Below are 18001 nucleotides of genomic sequence, written 5' to 3'. Positions count from 1 at the left end.
TTTTTAAATGAGTATAAGAACGATGCAGAAAGATCAAAATGCCACAGCCACCCACTACAATTTTGCGCGTGAAGTGGTCGATAAGTTTGCGGCAGAGCAAGCGGATAAAACCGCCATTGTTTGGGTAGACGATAAGGGGCAGGAAGAAACGGTCAGCTTTTCAAAGCTCAGTGAGGAATCTCAACGCCTGGCGTCAGCGCTGCAAGCTCAGGGGGTAAAACGCGGTGATACCGTCATCATCCTTATGGGGCGTCAGTTGGAGTGGTGGTACACCATGACGGCTTGTTTACGCATGGGGCTGGTGGCATCGCCGGGGACCACTCAGTTGTCGGAAAAAGATATTGCTTATCGATTGGAGGCCACCGGTGCCAGTTGTCTGATCGCAGAATCCGGGCAGGCTGAAAAATTACAGGCCTTGAAAAGCGTCAGTCCTCAATTGAAGCACATCATCACTGTGGGTGAACATCAGAGCGAAGGTTTGCTTGATTACCATGACTTGATTCGTGATGCGCAGGCAGATTTCCCCGCCGAAAATACGGAGTCAGGTGAAGACGCCTTGTGTTATTTCACTTCGGGCACAACCGGCTACCCCAAAATGTGTATTCACAATCACATTTATGCCAAGGCGCATACAACAACCGGAAAATACTGGTTGGACCTCGGAGACAATGATCTTCATTGGAATCTGAGCGATACCGGTTGGGCCAAAGCCGCCTGGAGCAGTTACTTTGCACCTTGGTTGCGAGGCGCGGCAATTTTTGTACATCACGCTCAGGGGTTTAATCCAGAACAGAGCCTGGCGATGTTTTCGCGTTACAACATCACGACCTTTTGTGCGGCACCGACGGTGTATCGCATGTTTGTGCAATGTGATCTGAGCAATGTTGATTTTGGTAGCTTGCGTCATTGTGTGGGGGCTGGTGAACCGCTGAACGCGGAAGTGATCGATGTTTGGAAGCGCGCGACAGGCATTACTATTCGCGATGGCTATGGCCAAACAGAATCGGTGATTCTCTGTGGCAATACACCACAAATGTCTCCCAAACCTGGTTCCATGGGCAAACCCATTCCGGGTATTGATCTGGCTGTCATTGATGAAGAGGGGAATCGTTTGCCGTCTCATCAGGAAGGCTATATCGCCGTGAATGTCAGCCCAATGCCACCTTTGGGGTTGTTTAAAGAATACAAAGGACTGCCTGAAAAAACCGCCGCCTGTTTTCGTAATGGTTGGTACATCACGGGAGATCGGGCCACGGTAGACGACGACGGTTATTTCTGGTTCGTGTCTCGCGCCGATGATGTCATTTTATCATCAGGGTATCGCATTGGTCCGTTTGAAGTCGAAAGTGCGCTGTTGGAACACGCGGCGGTTATTGAATCGGCTGTGACTTCCAGTCCAGATCCAGAACGTGGTGAAGTGGTCAAGGCTTTTATTGTTCTGGCCGATGGTGTCGAGGCTGGGGATGACTTGAAGCAACAGCTGCAACAACATGTGAAGTCAGTAACGGCCCCTTACAAATATCCCCGCAAGATTGAGTTCGTCGAACAGCTTCCGAAAACGGTCAGTGGAAAGATACGCCGGGTTGAACTGCGAGAGAAGGAGTGGGCCAATGCCGGTTAATCCTCTAACGCAATCACAACTGAACGGCCCGGATACGGTGTCATTATTGGATGTGACGATTCCTGATGCCTTTGACCAGGCGGCAGAGCAATTTCCCGATTCTCTGGCTTTAGTCGTCAGGCACCAAAACATACGCTGGACTTATCGAGAGTATCAGCAGCAGGTCGAACGTTTGGCTGCTGGTTTATTGGCGCTGGGTATTCAGCCCGGAGATCGCGTCGGTATCTGGTCGCCGAATCGGGTGGAGTGGTGCCTTACTCAGTTTGCCACCGCCAAAATCGGCGCAATTATGGTATGCATCAATCCGGCGTATCGTTTGTTTGAACTGGAGTACGCCCTAAACAAAGTGGCTTGTAAGGTCATCATCTCTGCAGAATCGTTTAAAACGAGTCACTACCTGGACATGCTCAATGAGTTGATGCCAGAGTTGAAAGATCATTCTCCTTGTTGTGATGGAAGTCCCTTGCCCACTCAGGCTTTGACGTCCAGGAAACTGCCTGACTTAAAATGGGTGGTTCGGATGGGCGATGCTTCTTCGGCAGGGATGCTGAACTTTTCTGAGTTAATGAATCTGGCTGGCGATAATCATCAGGAGCACGTTCGTTCCGTACAATCCACACTGGATTGCCATGATGCGATCAATATTCAGTTCACCAGTGGGACCACCGGTAATCCTAAAGGGGCCACGCTGAGTCATCACAATATTTTAAATAATGGCAAAGTCGTGGGTGATGGTATGCAGCTGGACGAGCGTGATCGCCTTTGTATTCCCGTGCCTCTGTATCATTGTTTTGGCATGGTGATGGGAAACCTCGCCTGCATTAGTCACGGCAGTGCTGCGGTCTTTCCTGATGAAGCCTTTGATCCCTTGACGACATTGCAGGCTGTTGCAGAGGAATCCTGCACCGCTTTGCATGGTGTGCCGACCATGTTTATCGCCCAGTTGGATCACCCGGAATTCAATCGCTTTGACCTGAGCAGTTTGCGCACGGGCATTATGGCAGGAGCGCCTTGCCCGGCTGAAATCATGAAGCAGGTTATTGCCCGAATGCATATGGACAAAGTGTTGATCGCTTATGGTCAAACAGAGCTCAGTCCGGTGAATCATATGACGGCCGTTGATGATCCGTTGATAAAGCGGGTGGAAACCGTAGGGCGCCCTGGGCCGCGTCTGGAAGTGAAAATTTGTGATGAGCAAGGCGGCGTTGTTCCCATTGGTGAACGCGGGGAAATCTGTACTCGAGGCTATTCCGTCATGAAGGGATATTGGGGCGAGCCCGAACGTACAGCGGAAACCATCGATGCCGAAGGTTGGTTGCATTCTGGAGATCTCGGCGTAATGGATACCGAGGGCTTTGTGCAAGTGGTCGGGCGTTTGAAAGATATGATCATTCGTGGCGGTGAAAATGTTTACCCCCGAGAAGTTGAAGAGTTTCTGTTTACGCATCCGGCTATTCAGGATGTTCAGGTGTTTGGTATTCCTGATGAAAAATATGGCGAGCAGGTTTGTGCCTGGGTTCAGCTCAAAGCTGATCAAGACCTCAGTGCTGATGCATTACGCGGGTACTGCAAAGACAAAATTACTCATTTCAAAGTGCCCAAGTTTATCGAGTTTGTGGACGAATTTCCGATGACCGTCACCGGAAAGATTCAGAAATTTAAGATGCGGGAAATGATGGTAGAGCGAATCGCCTCATAGACAACAAGCGAGGAAAAATAATGACCCAGTATAAAATGCTGATCGATGGTGAATTACGCGAAGGGGTGGCTTCAATTGATGTCGTCAATCCCGCTGACGAAAGCGTGGTGGCGCAATGTCCGGTGGCGGATGAAGTCATGTTGAATCAGGCGGTTGAATCGGCCCATAAAGCTTATCTTTCCTGGCGCAAGTTGAGTTTTTCAGAACGTGGCAGTTATCTCAAAAAGTTGACCGCAGCGGTAGAAGAAAACGCTGAGAAATTTGCACGTATTCTGACTCTGGAACAAGGTAAGCCTCTCGCGCAGGCTCGCGACGAAGTGATGTTTTCGCAGATTTTCGCCAATCACTTTGCGGATTGCGAAATAGAAAGCAGGGTGCTCAGTGACGATGACAACGGTCGCATTGAAGTGTTGCGTGAACCCCTGGGGGTCGTTGCTGGCATCTGTCCCTGGAACTTTCCCCTGTTAATCAGTCTGTATAAAATCGCCCCAGCGGTGATGGCGGGCAACAGTATTATTATCAAGCCAGCGCCAACAACACCACTCAGCAGCTTGACGTTGGCGGAACTGATTGCGGACATTTTCCCGCCGGGTGTGGTGAATATTCTGTGTGATAATAATGACCTTGGCCCGGCAATCAGCAGCCATCCAGGCATCGCGAAAGTCTCCTTCACGGGGTCAACGCCAACCGGTAAGAAAATCATGGCCAGTGCGGCCGGCACGCTCAAACGTTTAACTCTGGAATTGGGCGGGAACGACGCGGCTATTGTTCTGGACGATGTTGACCCCAAACAAGTGGCGGAAGGTATTTTCGGTGCCGCTTTTTTGAATTCCGGTCAGGTGTGTATTGCATTGAAACGCCTCTATGTACACGACTCGATTTACGATGAATTGTGCGAAGAGATCGGAAAGCTTGCCAGTGCAGCGGTAGTCGGCAACGGTTTGGATGAAGGTGTTCAGTTCGGTCCAGTACAGAATCGCATGCAGTTCGATAAGGTCTGCTCGTACATCGACAATGCAAAAGCCAACGGTCGAATCATTGCCGGTGGCGACGTGCCTGATGCTCCAGGTTTTATTGTTCCTTTAACCGTTGTGCGAGACATCGAAGATGGCACCGCGGTGGTGGATGAAGAGCCGTTCGGTCCCATACTGCCCATTGTGCGGTATCAGGACTTGGATGACGTCATCGAGCGAGCCAACCATTCCGATTATGGTTTGGGCGGCTCGGTGTGGTCCAGTAATTTGGATCGGGCGCGTGACGTGGCGAGCCGAATCGACTCGGGTACCGTGTGGATTAATCAGCACTGCGCTTTCGGTCCGCATATTCCGTTTGCACCGGCTAAGGAATCCGGCTTGGGTGTGGAATGGGGTGAGGAAGGTTTCCATGAGTTCACCGCGATGAAGGTGGTGAACATCAGTAAAGCCTATTCCAATCCAGTTCACTAAACGGTCCGTAAAGATTGGGGAGCCGAGTGCATACTCGGTTTCCTATTTGGCAGCTCATTGCCTGATTTTTACAATATCCGCGGTGGTGTTTTTGGCCTGTTGGATAAAGCCTTTTAGGTAGTCAATTTCTTCGTCTTCTTTTCGATGCGCCAAATAAATATGTTTGTGAATGCCTTGCTTGCCGAGTTTGCAAGATTGCAAAGGCAGGGTGTTTTGATATTGCTCCAACAACCAGGCCGGTAAGGCCGTAACGCCCCGTCCTGCGGCAACCATCTGCAGCATGATGTCTGTGGTTTCGATGCTCTGGTGCTTCTTTACCGCCTGTTGGGCGGGCGCCAGAAACTGGCTGAAAATATCCAAACGATCTTTGTCTACTGGGTAGGTAATTAAGGTTTCATTACTCAATTGTTCTGCGCGAATCCAGTTTTGTTCAGCCAGTGGGTGTTCGTCGTTGACCACTAAGACCAGCTCATAATCAAAGACCGCCATATAGTCTAAAGCACGGTGTTGAATGGGGTCCGGCGTAATGAGCAGGTCGATGTCATGGTGCAGAATGGCGCCCAGGCCACCAAACTGAAAACGCTGCTTTACGTCGACATCGACATCGGGCCATTGTTGTAAAAAGGGCGATACGGTGCGCAGCAGCCATTGATAACAGGGGTGGCATTCCATTCCGATGCGCAGCTGTCCGCGTCGTCCCTCGGCAAATTCCATCAGCTCGTCTTCACAATGGCTGAGCTGGGGCAGTATGCGTTGGCTCAGTTTCAGCAATCGTTCTCCCGCCGGGCTCAGCCGTAAACCTCGACCTTCTTTCACCCAAAGGGCTGTGCCCAGCCGATTCTCCAGCTTCTTGATGGAATGGCTGAGAGCCGATTGGGTGAGGCATAAATGCTCGGCGGCACGGGTCAGGGTTTTGTGTTCCGAGATGGCATGGACGATCTCAAGATGCAGTCGTTCTATCATTTTTATGAGTAATATTCATTGGTTTGGTTAAATATATCAATATTATTCACGCTTTTCGACTCCTACAATACCCGCCTCTATTCATTACCCCGCTTAGGGGAAGACTATAGCCAGGAGTAAAACATGGCACGCATCCACAGTTTGGGTTTTCCACGTATCGGCGCTAAGCGCGAATTGAAATTTGCCCTCGAGGCCTATTGGGCCGGCCATTCGAGTGCTTCAGAATTAATGGAAAAAGCCCAACAGATGCGAAGCTGGATGTGGCAGCAGCAGCGAGATTTGGATCTGGTCACCATTGGTGATTTTTCTCTCTACGATCAAGTGCTGGATATGAGTTTTGCCTTGGGCAATATTCCCCCTCGGGTGGACGCTGACCCGTCGACTCTGGCGGTGGAAGGTGAGGCGTTTCTCAATGCTTATTTTAAAACGGCGCGCGGACGTTCGGTGTCGGATTGCGGGTGTACCCAAGCTGCTGAGATGACCAAGTGGTTCGACAGCAACTATCACTACATTGTCCCGGAAGTTGGTCAGGACACCCAGTTTGCAGCCAACCCGCAACATTGGCTATCGGCGCTGGAAGAATTTGAATCGCAAGGGTATGCCGCGAACAGGGCTAAGCCTGTGTTGATTGGTCCGGTCAGTTATTTGTATTTAGCCAAGAGCAAGCAGGATTTTTCGCCGCTGGATTTGCTGCCGGATGTTATCGAGGCCTATAAATCGTTACTGCATGCATTTGCTGAAAAAGGTATCGAGTGGGTTCAGATTGATGAGCCGGTATTGTCACTGGAACTCAATGCCGATTGGCGACACGCCTTAAACCTGAGTTATCACAAGCTGAATAACATGGGTGTGAAACTGCTCTTGGCGAATTACTTTTCATCCTTGGGTGATAATGTGCGCCTGGCTTGTGATTTGCCTGTACAGGGTTTGCATATTGATGCCGTCGCGGCGGAAAAAGAAGCAAAGATTGTGGCGGATTGGCTGCCTTCACATAAAGTTCTTTCGCTGGGCATTATCAATGGGCGCAATATCTGGCGTGCTGATCTCGACCGCTGTCTGGAAATCATCCAACCTCTGCATCAGCGTTTGGGTGATCGCTTGTGGTTGGCACCAAGTTGTTCACTGTTGCACGTCCCAGTAGACCTCGAGGTGGAAGAAGAGGCGATCGGTAAGGGCTGTGACATTCGTTCGGTGCTCGCTTTTGCCCGACAAAAGCTCGCGGAGTTGTCTGTGTTGTCGCGAGCGGTCAATGAGGGCGAAGAGTCTGTAGCACAAGAATTGCAAGCTTCTCGTGTCGCTCTTCAGGAATGGCAAGCGTTTAAAGATCGTCAGCATTCTGAAGTTCGACAGCGCTTGAACAATTTGCATTCGGATATGTATCGGCGCCAGTCGGTGTTTGCCGAGCGCCAGAAGCAGCAGCGCGCGCAACTTGATCTGCCCTTGCTTCCCACCACAACCATTGGTTCTTTTCCGCAAACCGCTGACATCCGTAAAGCGCGCAGAGAATTCAAACTTGGTAGTTTGAATGAACAACAGTATAAACAACTGATGCGTGATGAAATCGCCCAGTGTATTGAGCAGCAGGAAGCGCTCGGCCTCGATGTTTTGGTGCACGGTGAGGCCGAGCGTAATGACATGGTGGAATACTTCGGGGAGCAGCTGGATGGCTTTGCTTTTACGCGTTTTGCCTGGGTCCAGTCGTATGGATCACGCTGTGTAAAACCCCCGATCATTTACGGCGATGTGCAACGACCTGAAGCGATGACCGTAGAGTGGGCCGCATTTGCTCAATCGTGTAGCCAGAAACCGGTAAAAGGGATGTTAACCGGACCGGTAACGATTCTGAATTGGTCGTTTGTTCGTGATGATCAGCCGTTGAAAGAGACCTGCGCACAAATCGCGTTGGCCATACGTGATGAGGTGCTGGACTTGGAAGCGGCAGGCATCAAGGTGATTCAGATTGATGAAGCAGCCCTGCGCGAAGGTTTGCCATTGAAGCGCAGCGCCTGGTCAGGATATCTTAATTGGGCCGTGAATAACTTCAAGTTGGCGGCGAATGGTGTTGAAGATACTACGCAGATCCACACTCATATGTGTTATTCCGAGTTTAACGATATCATCGAACATATTGCGGCGATGGACGCTGATGTCATTACGATTGAAAATTCGCGCTCGGACAATGAACTGTTAGCGGCTTTTGAGCAGTTTGATTATCCAAATGATATTGGTCCGGGTGTTTACGATATCCACAGCCCGAATATTCCGAGCCCGCACAGTATTGAGACGTTATTGAAAGCGGCAAATAAAACGATCGATATACAACAATTGTGGGTCAATCCAGATTGCGGACTTAAAACCCGCAAGCAAGAAGAAGTGTGGCCAGCACTGAAAAATATGGTGGAAGCGACCAAGAAATTGAGAGAACAATTCGCCTGAAAATTTAACAGGCTGTGGCAATAGCCGGGGTCAGAGTGTCTACTCTGACCCCGTTTTCGTATTACAGAACGCTGGCAACCGATTTTGCGAAATAATCCAAATTGCTTTCGTTTAATCCGGACACACTAATACGTGAAGAGCTCACCATGTAAATGCCGTATTCGTTTTTCAGTCTGGCAACCTGCTCTGGGTTGATTCCAAGGAAGGAGAACATACCAAACTCTTTCTCGATGAAGCTGAAATCAACACCATTGCAAGCGGCGTTCAGTTTACTCACGGCCTGGCTACGTAAGCCATTGATACGATCGCGCATTTCCTTAACTTCTGCTTCCCACTGGGTAGTCAACTCATCGGACCCCAGGATGGTGGCAACCAAGGCAGCACCGTGGGCGGGAGGCATGGACCAAATGCCACGAGCCAGGTTGATGAGCTGGCTGCTGACCGCATCGGCGGCGTGGCGGTCTTTGGTAATCGCCATCAATAAACCAATGCGCTCGCGATAGAGGCCAAAGTTTTTCGAGCAGGAAATGGCTAGGAACATTTCGTCAACGGTGTCGGCCATTGTGCGCACGCCGATGGTGTCTTCAATCAATCCGGAGCCGAAACCTTGATAGGCCATATCCAAAAATGGCACCAGACCTTTGTTTTTGCACAGTTCGGCCATGGTCTGCCATTGCTCAGGACTCAGATCCGCTCCGCAGGGGTTATGGCAACAGGCGTGCAGCAAAACAACATCGCCCGCTTGCGCTTCCTGTTCCAGGGTCTGGCACATGTCGGCAAAACGCACTGCGCAATTTTCGCGATCGTAGTAAGGGTATTCGGCGATCGTCAAACCGGCCTCGCCAAACAGAGGAACGTGGTTGGCCCAAGTAGGATTACTCATCCAGATCTTGTTGCCGGGTTTCACTCGATTGATCAGCTCAGCGCCCAAGCGCAGAGACCCACAACCTCCGGGAGCCTGGATGGACGCAACGCGTTGCTCGGCCAGAACTTTGTGATCTTTGCCAAGAGCCAGTTCGCGCATCAAGCGATTAAAGTCGACGTTGCCTGGCCCACCAATATAGGATTTGGTGGCTTCATTGCGCCAGCGATATTCCTCAGCGGTTTTGACGCTGGCCAGTACCGGGGTCTCGCCGGTTGGTGTTTTGTATACGCCAACACCGAGATCGACTTTGTTGGGGTTATTGTCATTTTGGAACTCCATCATCAGGCTGAGGATGGGGTCCTGGGGGATAATGTTGAGCTGCTCAAACATGATAGTTTCCAAGTTAAATGAGGGGCCGTCGCCCCAAGTGTGCTATGGCTTTTTCCTTCGTTCCGCTGAGCGATTGAAAAGGCATTCATTGTAGTCAACCCTTACGGCAGGGCAAGGGATGACCGTAAACTATTTCGGACTAATCCAAGGCGACAGGCAATTCACTGGTCAATTTGTTCTGACGCATTGAAATCAGGGTATTGACCGAACGGATTCCGGGTGCGGTCAGTAATTGAGTCGAGACAAAGGTCTCATAACTTTCCATGTCTTTCGACACAATCTTCAACAGATAGTCGCATTGCCCGGTTACGGAATGACACTCGAGAATACCAGGCTCATTGGCAATCATGGTCAGGAAGTTCTGAATGGTTTCCGGATGATGGATGTTCAGGCTGACTTCGACGAACGCAATAATCTGCAGGCCGATTTTCTTGTGATTGACCTGGGCGCTATAGCCTCGGATATAGCCTTCGTCTTCCAGGCGTTTTACCCGCCGCCAGCAGGGGGCGGGGGACAGGGCAATGCGTTCGGCCAAATCCCGGTTGGAAAGGCGCCCCTCGGTCTGCAGCTCGTGCAGTATTTGCGCGTCGTATTTATCCATCATTGGCCTCGTGTTTTATTGTCGTTGTCATGGGCGGCCGCAGGGCATGATTTGCGCCACAGCTGAATCGTTTACATATCATATAGTTAATAATTCACGATAACAAAGCAATATGGTTTCCTAATTGTAGGCTCTTTTGGCAATTGGTTTCCATTGTGGGCTGGCTCCAGGCAATAAACGCAATCACATTTCGGGCGTCAAAAGCTACAGTATTCGCTACTGAAAAAGCGATTTGAGCACTGCTCTTCGCCACTGCCAACCGGCGGTGCAACCATAATGACTACGTGAAGTGACGATGACTGATACAGCCGATTCCACCCAGGCCATTCAAGCGTTTGATTGGCCCCATATTGCCCATATTGTTCTGGCGTCCCGAGCCATAGATACCATTGAAGAACAGGAGCTGGTGCCCCAGAAGCTGGTTTTTAATCAGTTTTCTGCGCGTGGCCACGACCTAGCACAGGTTTTATTGGGCAGCTTGCTCAATCACCAACACGATGGAGCAACGGGTTACTACCGCTCGCGTCCCTTTGTCTTGTCATTGGGGTTGGATTTTGTGGAAGCCGTGGCGGGACCCTTGGCCCGTTCCGGTGGTTACAGCGATGGTCGCGACATCGGTGTGGTGTGCAATTACCCCAATATGCGCAATGGTGAATCTACCGGGACAACCTTGTTCCCGATGTGTGGCGGTGTGGGCTCTCAGTTTTCACCCATCAGTGGTTGGGCGCAGTCCATTGTCTATCACCGAGACGAATTGAACGATACCCGCTACCGCGGCGCGATGGGGGTTTCCATGGGCGGCGATTCGTCTATGTCGACCAGTGGCTTCTGGGCCGCTCTGAATATTTCCACCACCAATAATCTGCCCCATTTGTTTTACATTGAAGACAACGGCTATGGCATCTCCGTGCCTCAGGAGGTTCAGACCCCCGGTGGTGATCAGGTGGCTAACCTGGCGGCGTATAAACAATTGCATATTGTTGATGGTGATGGCACTGACCCTCTGGAAGCGGCGTGCAAAATCAAAGAAGCGGTCGACTATGTGCGTTCAGGCAAGGGCTGTTGTTTGCTGAGATTGAAGGTGCCTCGTCTTTGTGGCCACACTTTTCAGGATACCCAAACCTATAAGCCGGCGGAAATGATCGAAGCAGAGCAGGCACAAGATCCTTTGCCCAAATTAAAACAGTTTATGCTCGACAATGGTTTGGTGAGCGAAACCCATTGGTCACAAATTGAAGAGCGTGCCGAAGCCAAAGTGCGTCATGCCATCGACGAAGCCATGCATCGACCTCAGCCTGACCCTTCAGCCATTACCCGTTTTGTGTACAGTGAAGAAGATGAGGCGGGTCAGCCGATTGTGCAAACTCGCGGTGGGCTGGCGACGCAAAATCATGCCTTTCCACAGGGCAACACAGAGCCTAAACCAGAAGGTCGTCGCTTGAATATGTTGGCGGCCATTCGCCAAACATTGGATGTTGAAATGCAGAGCAACCCCAAAGTGTTGGTTTTCGGTGAGGATGTGGGGCCGAAAGGTGGGGTGCACGGTGCCACTTTAGGTTTGCATCAAAAATACGGACAGCAACGCGTGTTTGACACCAGTCTTTCTGAAGAAGGCATTATCGGCCGCTCTGTGGGTATGGCATTAAGTGGATTGATGCCGGTTCCTGAAATTCAGTTTCGCAAATACGCAGAGCCGGCAGCTGAGCAGTTGACTGACACAGGCATTATGCGTTGGCGCACGGCCAACAAATTTGCAGCGCCTATGGTCGTTCGAGTGCCGGGCGGTTTTGCTCGCCGTGGCGACCCTTGGCACTCCATGTCGGATGAAGTGGAATGGGCGCATAAAGTGGGTTGGCAATTGGTGATGCCTTCCAATGCCGAAGATGCCGTAGGCCTATTGCGCTCGGCATTGCGCAGCAACAACCCTACCATTTTCTTTGAACACCGTGCCTTGATTGATAATAGCTGGGCGCGTCGCCCCTACCCGGGCGATGATTTTGTGGTGCCTTTTGGGAAGGCCAAAACTCTGCGCACAGGTTCGCGCCTGACCGTCGTCAGTTGGGGCGCCATGGTTGAGCGCTGTGAGTTGGCAGCTGAACAAATCAATCCCGAAAAAGACGCGATTGATGTGATTGATTTACGCAGTATTCAACCGTGGGATAAAGAAGCCGTCCTGGCCTCGGTCCGAAAAACCGCCCGCTGTTTGATTGTACATGAAGACAATAAGACCGCTGGCTTTGGTGCTGAAATTGCAGCGACATTAAGTGATGAATGTTTCTTTGACCTGGATGCGCCATTGCGCCGCTTGACGATGCCCGATATTCCGAGCCCTCACAATATTCATTTGTTGGAAGCGGCTGTACCCGGTGTGGACGATATTGTTCGTGAAATGACGGATTTATTGGAGCTGTGATCATGAGTGTACAAGAATTGAAATTGACCGCAGAGCAGCTTGAGGGAACCGAGGCTACCTTGAGCCAGTGGTTGTTTAATGTCGGTGATGCGGTTCAGGAAGGTGAGCCAGTGGTTGAATTGGAAACCGATAAAGTGGCCATTGAAGTTGTTGCTCCTTGTTCCGGGACTTTGCAAGCACAGAAATTTCAGTCAGGCGATAAAGTCGAGCCAGATTCCGTCATGGCTCTGATCAGCACTGAGGCCGGTGCCGCAGTGGCCGAGATTCCCCCGGCCAATGAATCAAAATCAGTTGAGCTGCCCCAGACGAGCACGTCTGAGGTGAGAGAGGCGAGTGACCAGTCCTGCCGCCACCTTATGGGACCTGCGGTTCGCAAGCTGGTGGCCGAGCACAATCTCGATATTGAACGGATGCAGGGCAGTGGCCGCGGTGGCCGTATTACCCGTGAAGATGTGCTGTCTTATATCGCTTCTGGGCAGGCGGAAAAAAGCGTCAGTTCTAGCACCGTTAGTACAGCCGTTGCCATGGGCGATATGAACAGTCGTATGGTGCCCCACAGCAACATGCGTAAAGCGATTGCTAAGCATATGGTGGAAAGCCTGCTGGAAAAAGCACCTCACGTCACCTCTGTGTTTGAAATGGATATGAGTAATATCATTGAACATCGAAAGTGGCACAAACAGGAATTTGCAGACAAGGGCGTCAAGCTGACGTTTACCGCTTACTTCCTGGCGGCCAGTGCCAAAGCGATGGCGGCTGTGCCAGATATGAATGCTCAGTTCCATGAAGATGCCTTGGAGATCTTCCAATCCATTAATATTGGTGTTGGAACCGCTCTGGGTGATAAAGGTTTAGTCGTACCCGTTGTAAAAAATGTGCAGGCACTGGACTTGTTTGGTATTGCTCAGGCCCTGGACGATCAAACGCAAAGAGCTCGCGATAACAAGCTGACGCCCTTCGACATGAAAGGTGGAACTTTTACCATTTCTAATCACGGTGTCAGTGGAAGCTTGATGGCCGCCCCGATCATCATTAATCAGCCGCAGGTGGCAATTTTGGGGATTGGCAAAATGGAGAAGCGTGTCGAAGTGGTGGATGTCGATGGTCGCGATGAAATGCGCATTCGCCCGAAATGCTATGTGTCTCTAAGCATTGATCATCGCGCGGTCGATGCCCATCAAACTAACGCTTGGTTGTCAGCGTTTGTCAGCGAGATTGAACATTGGGGTGGCGTAACCTTGTAAGGCTTAATAGGCATGGTTTCTTCAAAATGCTGAGTGAGAAACCATGCTTTTATGTCACGACAATTCATCCTGGTTGCTGTCAAAAAGCGCAAGCTTGCAGGCTGTTTTTGATTTGTCGCCAGATTCTCTTATCGCGAAGAGCAAATTCTTCACACTGGGCACGTTCGCGCTGCGCAATAAAACCCTCCTTGCAATTCGCGTGAATAAACCCCTGATAGTCCATGCCCAAATGAGAGAAGGTGTCCCGAAACATATTGATGAAGGTCTTTGAGGCCTCATTGTTGCAAGAGGTCGTGAGCACATAGGCTTTTTTATCTCTGAGTCTGCGGCCATCGTCCTTCAAATTCTCCAAAGACATATAATCACTGATGCGATCCAGGAACGCTTTCATTGCCGGTGGTACGGAGTACCAGTAAATCGGGGACGCAAAAATAATGTGTTCATAAGCCAATACTCGCTGCATAACGGGATGAAAGTCATCGTCTTGCTGGCGGTAGTGGTAATCGTATGGTTGGATGTCATGGTCTTCCAGGTAAACAAAATCCATGGGCCAGTAATCTTGCAGCAATTCCAAAAACTTGGCGGTGTTACCGTTGCGACGTGAGCTGGACAAAATAGCAATGGTTTTTTTAGAGCGGTCTATCAACTTACTTACGTGCATGATTATGCCTCCTGTGTGCGTGCTTCCCATGCGAATGTTTTCTGTATTTCGTTACGTCGGCGGAGACTATAAAACCTCAAGTTAGCTTGAGGTCAATACTTTTTTTTGCTATAAATCACAAAATCAGGGATGGATAGGATTTGAGCCTTTTCCAAGGCTTGTATTGATAATTTGTCCGATACGATAAGGTGATGAACATGGCAAAAGAACAGGAGGGGCTCTCTGTGGGCAATGTTGCCAAGCGAAGCGGGGTGGCGGTGTCCACCTTGCATTTCTATGAGAGTAAGAGTCTGATCAGCAGTTGGCGCAACGCTGGCAACCAGCGTCGCTATAATAAAGACGTGTTGAGAAGAGTCGCGGTGATCAAGTCTGCACAGCGTATCGGCATCAGTTTGCAGGGCATTCAGGAGGCGATGTCGACATTGCCTGACCAGCGAACCCCCAACAAACAGGATTGGGCGCGTTTGTCGCGGCATTGGCGCCAAGAGCTGGACGAGCGTATTCGACAATTAAATCAATTGCGAGATGAACTGGGTGAGTGCATTGGCTGTGGTTGTCTGAGTCTGAAAGCCTGTCCACTTAGGAATCCAGAAGATATCGTGGGACAGGATCACAGTGGCGCTGTTTTCCTGGAAGGTGAATAGGGTGGGGCATGGCCGATCTGTTTGATCAACTCAATGATGACAATCGACAACGGCAGATAATTGCTGAGGGAGCCGTTTGCTTGCCGGGTTTTGCGCTGAACGAGGCCCATGAGCTACTCGATGCATTGACCCCCATTGTAGAGCAAGCCCCCTATCGGTATTTGCAAACCCCGGGCGGGCACACGATGTCGGTGGCGATGACCAATTGCGGGCATTTGGGATGGGTGAGTGACCGCAAAGGTTATCGTTATCAGGCGCTTGATCCGCGCAGCGGCCAAGCTTGGCCCGCGATGCCGGAAGTGTTTTTAAATTTGGCGCAACGGGCGGCGAGTGAAGCAGGGTATCGCCGTTTTCAGCCCCAGGCCTGTTTGATCAATCAGTATCGGCCGGGAAGCAAAATGTCTTTGCATCAGGATAAAGATGAAAATAATCGTGCCGCACCGATTGTCTCCGTCTCACTGGGAATGAGTGCCACTTTCTTGTTCGGTGGTTTACGGCGAGAGGATTCTTGTCAGAAGCTCATTCTGCAGCATGGGGATGTCGTGGTTTGGGGCGGCGCCTCCCGTTTCTGTTTTCACGGTGTTCAAACCGTGAAAGATCGGGAGCATTCATTGCTTGGACGCCAGCGAATCAATATTACGTTTCGGCAGATTTATTGAATCAAGTGGTTTTACCGCGTGAATTCTTTCGCCAATAAAAAAGGGCAGCAAGCTGCCCTTTTTTGATGAAGTGGGTGCAGTGGATCAATGCACCGGACGGCGGTGATTAATACACCACATCCATTTCTTCAATCAGATTGTCGGCACCATCGACTTTTTCCATGACCCACAGCATGTAGCGAGAGTCTACAGAGATTGAACGGTTGAGATTGTCGTCGTAATCCCAGTCACCGATGATGCTTTCATAAACCCCGTCAAACAGCAGGCCAACCAGTTCTGCGCGGCCATTCAGCGTTGGAGAGCCGGAGTTACCACCGGTGATGTCCAGGGTGCCCAGGAAGTTTACTGGAACGGAGCCCAGCCATTTTTGCTTGTAGCGACCGTAATCTTTCTTGGCGATGGCATCGAGTTGCTTCTGTGGCGAATCAAACTCGTCGTCGCCTTTTACGTACTTAGCAGCCAGACCTTCCAGTGTGGTAAATGGCTTGGCGACCAAACCGTCCTGAGGACTGTAGCCCTTGACCTTACCAAAGGTTACGCGCAAAGAACTGTTGGCGTCGGCATAAATCGGCTTGTTCAAGCTTTCATTGTAGGCAATGATCGCAGCCATGTAGGCTGGACGAGCTTGTTGCAGTTCACCGATGCGGGCCTTCTCTTTCTTTTCTTCGGCCATTTCATGATCGTACAAGGCCACGGCTAACTTGATGAAAGGATCGTCACTGGACTCGAAGTCCGCAACGGATTTCTTCATCCAATCCAAGCGAGACTGTTTGTCACCCAAAGCCGTTTTTTCGTGCATGCCTTTCAAAATCAAGGCGACACTGTTTTCATTAAAACCGTCGCTCAGGCCAAAAGCTTTATCCATCGCGGGAATCCGTTGCTCTTGAGGGAGCGCTGCGTACTTTTCCAAGAAGTGCAGCAATACCGCGGCATCTACTTTGGCGTCGTAACGACGATCAATGCGCTCCATGCGCTGGGTAAAGCGGGTCATATCACGATCCTGGTAGCCAGGTTCGCGTTTGGCATCGGCTTTTTGCTTTTCATGGGCCAAGCGCAGTAAGCGCTGAGCCGCCGGGATCATGTTGGTACGTTTGATATAGGCGTACAGTAGATCGTGCTCCTGACCTTCCTGGCCTTCCTTAATCAGGCGTTGCAGTTCGGCAATGGCTGCGCCGTATTGATCCTTACGCGAGGCATCGGCGTCAATCCAGGCCTGGAGTTTACTTTCCAGCGATTGTTTGCGCTCCAGCATATCGCCTTTGTTGTAGCTCTTGATCATCGAACCATAGTTCTTGGCGTAGTTCGCCAGACCAGCGATGGTGCTTTCATATTTGATGCGGGCATCGCTGCCATCCGGAGCAACCGACTTGATCACGTCGATGTATTGCTCGCGGTAACCTTTTGCGGTCGGATAAGCCCAAGTGAAATTGTTCAGTACTTCCTCTGAGGTGCGATAGCGATTAGTACGACCTGGATAACCGGCGGCCATAATAAAGTCGCCATCTTTTACACCTTTTCCAGACACCTTCAGATGACTTTTAGGCTGGTACGGAACGTTGTCTTCACTGTAGTCGGCTGGCTTGCCATCTTTGCCAACGTAGGCGCGATAAAAGGCCCAGTCGCCAGTATGGCGCGGCCACATCCAGTTATCGGTGTCGCCGCCGAATTTACCAATACTGGCGGGTGGCGCGTAGACCAATCGTACGTCGCGCACCGCCAGCTGTTTGATCAGGTAATATTCGAGGCCACCGTGAAAGCTGTATATTTCGCAGCGATAACCTTCGTCTTTTTCACACTCGGCGACCATCGCTTTTTCTTTATCTTCGATTGCTTGGTAGCGTTCGCTGCCATCAAGCTCGGCGTCTAAATTGCCCAGAATCTTATCGCTTACATTATCCAGGGATTCGGTGATGTAGATGCGTGAGCCTGGTGCCGCTTTCAGCTCGGCGTCCTTGGTTTTGGCCAGGAAACCATTGGCGAGCAAATTGTTATCGGCGCTGGAGTTGTACTGGATACTGCCGTAGGCACAGTGGTGGTTGGTCACTGCCAAGCCTTCCGGAGACACAAAGGAGGCCGTACAACCACCCAGGCTGATAATGGCATTCATTGGGAAGCCGGTAAGAGTGGAAATTTGTTTAACTGGGATCTTCAACCCCATGCGTTTAAGTTCTTTTTTCAACTGAGGTAGCTGATGGGGCTGCCACATGCCTTCATTGGCGTAGCTTTGTGCACCAAAGCCCAGGCTGGCGACCGCCAGGGCAGAAGCCAAAGTCATTTTTTTCATTCTAATAGTCCTCAAATTAGTCGACGCAGAAAGTACCATAGCTGGCTACATTTCAAAACCGAATCGGTCAAGCATA

The 18001-nt window shown here is 50.7% G+C and carries 13 protein-coding genes; 8 read left to right on the top strand and 5 right to left on the bottom strand.

Going from position 1 to position 18001, the window contains the following annotated elements:
* Positions 1-7: 7 nt before the first annotated feature.
* The 3 genes from ABWW03_RS00380 to ABWW03_RS00370 are packed head-to-tail and all read left to right on the top strand — an operon-like array spanning position 8 to position 4765.
* Positions 8-1621: an AMP-binding protein gene (locus ABWW03_RS00380; RefSeq protein WP_353405699.1), complete on the top strand. Its 1614-nt coding sequence runs from the start codon at positions 8-10 to the stop codon at positions 1619-1621.
* The gene (locus tag ABWW03_RS00375; protein WP_353405698.1) at positions 1611-3320 is read left to right on the top strand and encodes an AMP-binding protein; all 1710 of its coding nucleotides are present in this window, start codon (positions 1611-1613) and stop codon (positions 3318-3320) included. Before ABWW03_RS00380 ends, ABWW03_RS00375 begins: the two co-directional genes overlap by 11 nt.
* A gap of 20 nt (positions 3321-3340) precedes the next feature.
* Positions 3341-4765, top strand: coding sequence for an aldehyde dehydrogenase family protein (locus ABWW03_RS00370; RefSeq protein WP_353405697.1), 1425 nt, complete (start codon positions 3341-3343; stop codon positions 4763-4765).
* A 54-nt stretch (positions 4766-4819) separates the two neighbouring features.
* Here ABWW03_RS00370 and ABWW03_RS00365 read toward each other — a convergent pair whose 3' ends face one another.
* Positions 4820-5728 carry a LysR family transcriptional regulator gene (locus tag ABWW03_RS00365; RefSeq protein WP_353405696.1) on the bottom strand — a complete coding sequence of 303 codons (909 nt, stop codon included), beginning with the start codon at positions 5726-5728 and terminating at the stop codon, positions 4820-4822.
* Positions 5729-5851: 123 nt separating this feature from the next.
* Between ABWW03_RS00365 and metE the strand changes: the two genes are divergently transcribed.
* Positions 5852-8164, top strand: coding sequence for a 5-methyltetrahydropteroyltriglutamate--homocysteine S-methyltransferase (metE, locus tag ABWW03_RS00360; protein ID WP_353405695.1), 2313 nt, complete (start codon positions 5852-5854; stop codon positions 8162-8164).
* 61 nt (positions 8165-8225) lie between these two features.
* On the opposite strand, the gene ABWW03_RS00355 is transcribed toward metE, so the two are convergent.
* Entirely contained in the window at positions 8226-9419 is a 1194-nt protein-coding gene (locus ABWW03_RS00355) for an amino acid aminotransferase (protein ID WP_353405694.1), read from the bottom strand.
* A gap of 139 nt (positions 9420-9558) precedes the next feature.
* Positions 9559-10020, bottom strand: a complete 462-nt coding sequence (locus tag ABWW03_RS00350; RefSeq protein WP_208020080.1) for an Lrp/AsnC family transcriptional regulator — start codon at positions 10018-10020, stop codon at positions 9559-9561.
* Positions 10021-10315: 295 nt separating this feature from the next.
* Between ABWW03_RS00350 and ABWW03_RS00345 the strand changes: the two genes are divergently transcribed.
* Positions 10316-12433 (top strand): alpha-ketoacid dehydrogenase subunit alpha/beta, encoded by a 2118-nt coding sequence (locus ABWW03_RS00345; RefSeq protein WP_353405693.1) that lies wholly within the window; start codon positions 10316-10318, stop codon positions 12431-12433.
* Positions 12434-12435: 2 nt separating this feature from the next.
* A complete protein-coding gene (locus ABWW03_RS00340; protein ID WP_353405692.1) occupies positions 12436-13677 on the top strand; it encodes a dihydrolipoamide acetyltransferase family protein in 1242 nt (413 codons plus the stop codon).
* Between the two features lie 79 nt (positions 13678-13756).
* On the opposite strand, the gene ABWW03_RS00335 is transcribed toward ABWW03_RS00340, so the two are convergent.
* A complete protein-coding gene (locus ABWW03_RS00335) occupies positions 13757-14338 on the bottom strand; it encodes a flavodoxin family protein (protein ID WP_353405691.1) in 582 nt (193 codons plus the stop codon).
* A 197-nt stretch (positions 14339-14535) separates the two neighbouring features.
* On the opposite strand from ABWW03_RS00335, the gene soxR reads away from it, so the two are divergent.
* Both soxR and alkB read left to right on the top strand, forming a co-directional pair.
* The gene (gene soxR, locus ABWW03_RS00330; RefSeq protein ID WP_353405690.1) at positions 14536-14982 is read left to right on the top strand and encodes a redox-sensitive transcriptional activator SoxR; all 447 of its coding nucleotides are present in this window, start codon (positions 14536-14538) and stop codon (positions 14980-14982) included.
* 8 nt (positions 14983-14990) lie between these two features.
* Positions 14991-15641 carry a DNA oxidative demethylase AlkB gene (gene alkB, locus ABWW03_RS00325; protein ID WP_353405689.1) on the top strand — a complete coding sequence of 217 codons (651 nt, stop codon included), beginning with the start codon at positions 14991-14993 and terminating at the stop codon, positions 15639-15641.
* 106 nt (positions 15642-15747) lie between these two features.
* On the opposite strand, the gene ABWW03_RS00320 is transcribed toward alkB, so the two are convergent.
* A complete protein-coding gene (locus tag ABWW03_RS00320; protein ID WP_353405688.1) occupies positions 15748-17925 on the bottom strand; it encodes a S46 family peptidase in 2178 nt (725 codons plus the stop codon).
* Positions 17926-18001: the final 76 nt, after the last annotated feature.

This window comes from Pseudoteredinibacter isoporae (assembly GCF_040372805.1).
Classification (GTDB): domain Bacteria; phylum Pseudomonadota; class Gammaproteobacteria; order Pseudomonadales; family Cellvibrionaceae; genus Pseudoteredinibacter; species Pseudoteredinibacter isoporae_A.
This window is presented reverse-complemented; position numbering and strand designations above follow the sequence as displayed.